A 3,838-nucleotide genomic window follows, 5' to 3' on the forward strand; every position below is an offset into this window, starting at 1 on the left:
CGCCCCGCGGGGCGCTTTTTTCATGTCCGGGCCGACGGTCAGTGCGCCTGGAACAGATTCATGATGTCCTGCTTTTCCTGCTCGTCGACGTGCGGCACGGTCGCGTCGACGTTCTGCGCGGCCGGTGCCTGCGGCACGCCGACCGTCGACACGAAGCCGTGACCCGGTGCGAACTCGGTGAAGTACAGCTCGCCGCCGAGCGATTCGACGCCGTCCGGCATCGTCGGCTTGAACTCGGGCACACCCTTCAGCGCGGCACCCATGTAGTCGATCCAGACGGGCAGCGAGAGGCCGCCGCCCGTTTCGCGATCGCCGAGGCTGCGCGGATTGTCGTAGCCGATCCACGCGATCGCGGCGAGCGTGTGCTGGTAGCCGGCGAACCACGCGTCGTGCGAGTCGTTCGTCGTGCCGGTCTTGCCCGCGAGGTCGGTGCGCTTCAGCACGTTGGTCCGTGCACCCGTGCCGCGTTGCGCGACGCTCTGCAGCAGGCTGTTCATCACGTACGCGTTACGCGCGTCGATGGCGCGCGGCGCATTCTGTTCGGCGACGAGCGGCTGCGCGCGCACGACGATCGCGCCGCTCGGATCGGTGACTTCGGCGATCAGGTACGGATTGACGCGGTAGCCGCCGTTCGCGAATACCGAATACGCGCCCGCCATCTGCAGCGGCGTGACCTGGCCCGCGCCGAGTGCCATCGGCAGGTACGCCGGATGGCGTTCCGCGTCGAAGCCGAAGCGCGTGATGTACTGCTGCGCGTACTTCGTGCCGATGTGGTTCAGGATCCGGATCGACACGAGGTTGCGCGAACGCTGCAGCGCGGTGCGCATCGACATCGGGCCTTCGAAGCCGCCGCCGTAGTTCTTCGGCTCCCACGGCTGGCCGCCCGTTTCGGCCGCGCTGAAATACAGCGGACCGTCGTTGATCACCGTCGCCGGCCCGAGGCCCTTGTCGAGCGACGCCGAATAGATGAACGGCTTGAACGACGAACCCGGCTGCCGCCACGCCTGCGTGACGTGGTTGAACTTGTTCTTGTTGTAGTCGAAGCCGCCGACGAGCGAGCGGATCGCGCCGTCCTGCGGGACGATCGACAGGAACGCCCCCTCGACCTGCGGCAACTGCGTGATCGACCATTTGCCGGCGTCGTTCTTCACGACGCGGACGATCGCACCCGGGCGGATGCGGCGATTCGGCTGCGCGTTGGCCGACAGCGCGCCCGACGCGAAGCGCAGGTTGTCGCCTTCGATCGTCGCATTGCTGCCGTCGATGAACGCGACCGTGATCTGGCGCGGGTTTGCGGCCGTGACGACCGCTGCAATCAGTTCGCCGTTGTCGGGGTGTTCGAGCAGCGCATCGTCGATCGCCTGTTCGCGGTCGTCGGCGCCGGCCGGCAGCTCGATGAAGCCTTCCGGCCCCCGATAGCCGTGCCGGCGTTCGTAATCCATGATGCCCTTGCGCAGCGCGGTATAGGCGACCTGCTGATCCGCGGAGTCGATCGTCGTGACGACATTGAAGCCGCGCGTGTAGGTTTCCTCGTGGTATTGCGCGTACATCATTTGTCGGACCATTTCCGCGACGTACTCGGCGTGCACGCTGAAATCGCGGCCCGGACCCTTGACGACGAGCGGCTGTGCGACGGCCTCGTCGTACTGCTCGCGCGAGATGAAGTTCAGCTCGAGCATCCGTTGCAGGATGTATTCCTGGCGCACCTTCGCGCGCTTCGGGTTCACGACCGGGTTGTACGCGGACGGCGCCTTCGGCAGCCCCGCGAGCATCGCCGCTTCGGCGAGCGTGATGTCCTTCAGGTCCTTGCCGAAGTAGACCCGCGCGGCGCTCGCGAAGCCGTATGCGCGCTGGCCGAGATAGATCTGATTCATGTAGACCTCGAGAATCTGATCCTTCGTCAGCGCACGCTCGATCCGGTACGCGAGCAGCATCTCGTAGATCTTGCGCGTGTAGGTCTTCTCGCTCGACAGGAAGAAGTTGCGCGCAACCTGCATCGTGATCGTGCTCGCCCCCTGCGACGCATGGCCGTTCGTCAGCGCGACGAAGCCGGCGCGCACGATGCCGGTGAGGTCGACACCGCCGTGATCGTAGAACCGCGCGTCCTCGATCGCGAGGATCGCCTTCTTCAGCGAATCGGGCACGTCCTTGAAATGGACGACGTCGCGGCGCTCTTCGCCGAATTCGCCGATCAGCACGTGATCGGACGTATAGATGCGCAGCGGCACCTTCGGGCGATAGTCGGTCAGCGCGTCGAGCGACGGCATGTTCGGCCACGCGACGACGAGCGCGTAGCCGAGCACGAGGCCGCCGGCCACGACGAGCGCCACGCACATCGTGGCGAATCCGAGCAGGACTTTTTGCCACCAGGGCCGCTTCTTCGGCTCCGGGGCGGGAGGCGGGGACGTAGGAGTCGTGGATTGCATAGGCGTACCGGAAAACAGTCCCGCGATTATAGCTGCCCGGTAAGACCGGTCCTGACGCGGGGGCCGCCCGCCCTGAAGCCGCGGGCCGGCGTACTTCCAGCATAGCCCGCGCGCGGCCGTCGCGAGCGGATGCTGGCCGTTAGGCCGACTGTCGGCCCGACGCGCCGTTTTGCAGAATCAGTCTCGGAAACGCGGCGTGGGCCGCGACGAGCTCGGGAGGCTGGGATGGCGGGAAGATGGCGAGCGCGGTTTGCGCAGGGTGGGCACCGGTCGACGGGAATCGACGTCGGTGCGGACGAGGTGAGGGTGGTCGTGCTGAGCCGGCGTGGCCGGGGCGCCGAGGTGTGCGTCGAGGGGCTGGAGCGGGAGCCGGTCGGGTTGGCGGGCGGGCCGGAGGATGCGCGTTGGGCGGCGGTTGCGCGGGCGCTGGCCGCGGCCGTGTCGAGACTGTCGGCGGCCGACGTGCGGTGTAGCGCGCGCGGCGTGATGGCGTTGCACGATGACGAGATGCGCACCGCGATGCTGGACTTGGCCGGGCGGGACGACGTCGAGGACGCCGCGCGGCAGGCGGCCGAACGCATTTCGGGGCTCGCGCCGGACAGTCTCGCGTTCGACTGGCGGCAGGACGGCGGAGCGGGGGAGATCGAGGTTGCCGTGGCCTCGCTGGCGCTGCTCGAACGGCGGATCGATGTGGCCGCGCAGGCCGGTGTCGATCTGACGGTGGTCGACTGCGAGTCGGCCGCGGCGCTGCGTGCGTTGCGCTATGCGGCGCAATGCGAACTCGACGCGCAGGCGGGCCCCTGCGCGGCGCTCTGGTTCCATGACTCGGGCGTGCAAGGCTGGCGAATCGACGGTTCGTCGGCCGTACCGGTGCTGACGCTGTCCGGCGCGGCGCCGGGGGCGTTTTCCGATGCATTGCGCCGGCGCGCGCTCGGGGCCGTGTGCTGTGTCCTCGTGGCCGGGGACGAGCGCTGTATCGCCCGCTTCGATACGTCCGTCGCCGAGATCGGCGACGTGGTCGGCGCGGTTGCGGTGCCGTTCGACTGCACGGGCTGGGGCGCGCAATCGTGCCTGTGCACCGGCATGCCGGGCGGCCCGGCATTGGCTGTTGCATTCGGGCTGGCATTGCGCGGAGTGTGGGAATGACGGCCCTCCGTGCGGAGCCGGGCGGCTTCAACCTGTTGCCGTACCGTGAGCGGCTGGCGCGGGCGTTGCGACGTCGTCGGGCCGCGCAGTGCGGTACGGCGATTCTGCTCGGCGTACTCGGCGCCGGCCTGTGGACGGGCGCCGCCAGCGGGGCGCGGTGGCGTGTGGATGCGGAGCGCGCAATCGTGGAGGCGCGGCTGCGGCAGTTGCAGCCACAGGTGGGTGCCGCGACGCGCGCCGCCAATGCGGCGGCCGTCGTCGCGCAG

At 68.7% G+C, this 3,838-nt stretch carries 2 protein-coding genes and 1 pseudogene; 2 read left to right on the forward strand and 1 reads right to left on the reverse strand.

From position 1 onward, the window contains the following. Positions 1-38: 38 nt before the first annotated feature. Complete coding sequence (locus tag L810_RS40000) at positions 39-2,426, reverse strand: penicillin-binding protein 1A (RefSeq protein ID WP_042978180.1); 2,388 nt, start codon at positions 2,424-2,426, stop codon at positions 39-41. Positions 2,427-2,651: 225 nt separating this feature from the next. Between L810_RS40000 and L810_RS40005 the strand changes: the two genes are divergently transcribed. After that, positions 2,652-3,572, forward strand: a complete 921-nt coding sequence (locus L810_RS40005) for a hypothetical protein (protein ID WP_042978181.1) — start codon at positions 2,652-2,654, stop codon at positions 3,570-3,572. Next, positions 3,569-3,838, forward strand: a pseudogene (locus L810_RS40010) (fimbrial protein); the annotation flags it as partial. The gene L810_RS40005 and the pseudogene L810_RS40010, both read left to right, overlap by 4 nt.

The sequence above is a fragment of the Burkholderia sp. AU4i genome (genome assembly GCF_000466765.1).
GTDB lineage: Bacteria > Pseudomonadota > Gammaproteobacteria > Burkholderiales > Burkholderiaceae > Burkholderia > Burkholderia cepacia.

What these genes read in the sequence shown, in the direction of transcription:
- L810_RS40005 (WP_042978181.1), top strand. Translation starts at nt 2,652, where the DNA reads ATGGCGGGAAGATGGCGAGCGCGGTTTGCGCAGGGTGGGCACCGGTCG.
- L810_RS40000 (WP_042978180.1), bottom strand. Translation starts at nt 2,426, where the DNA reads ATGCAATCCACGACTCCTACGTCCCCGCCTCCCGCCCCGGAGCCGAAG.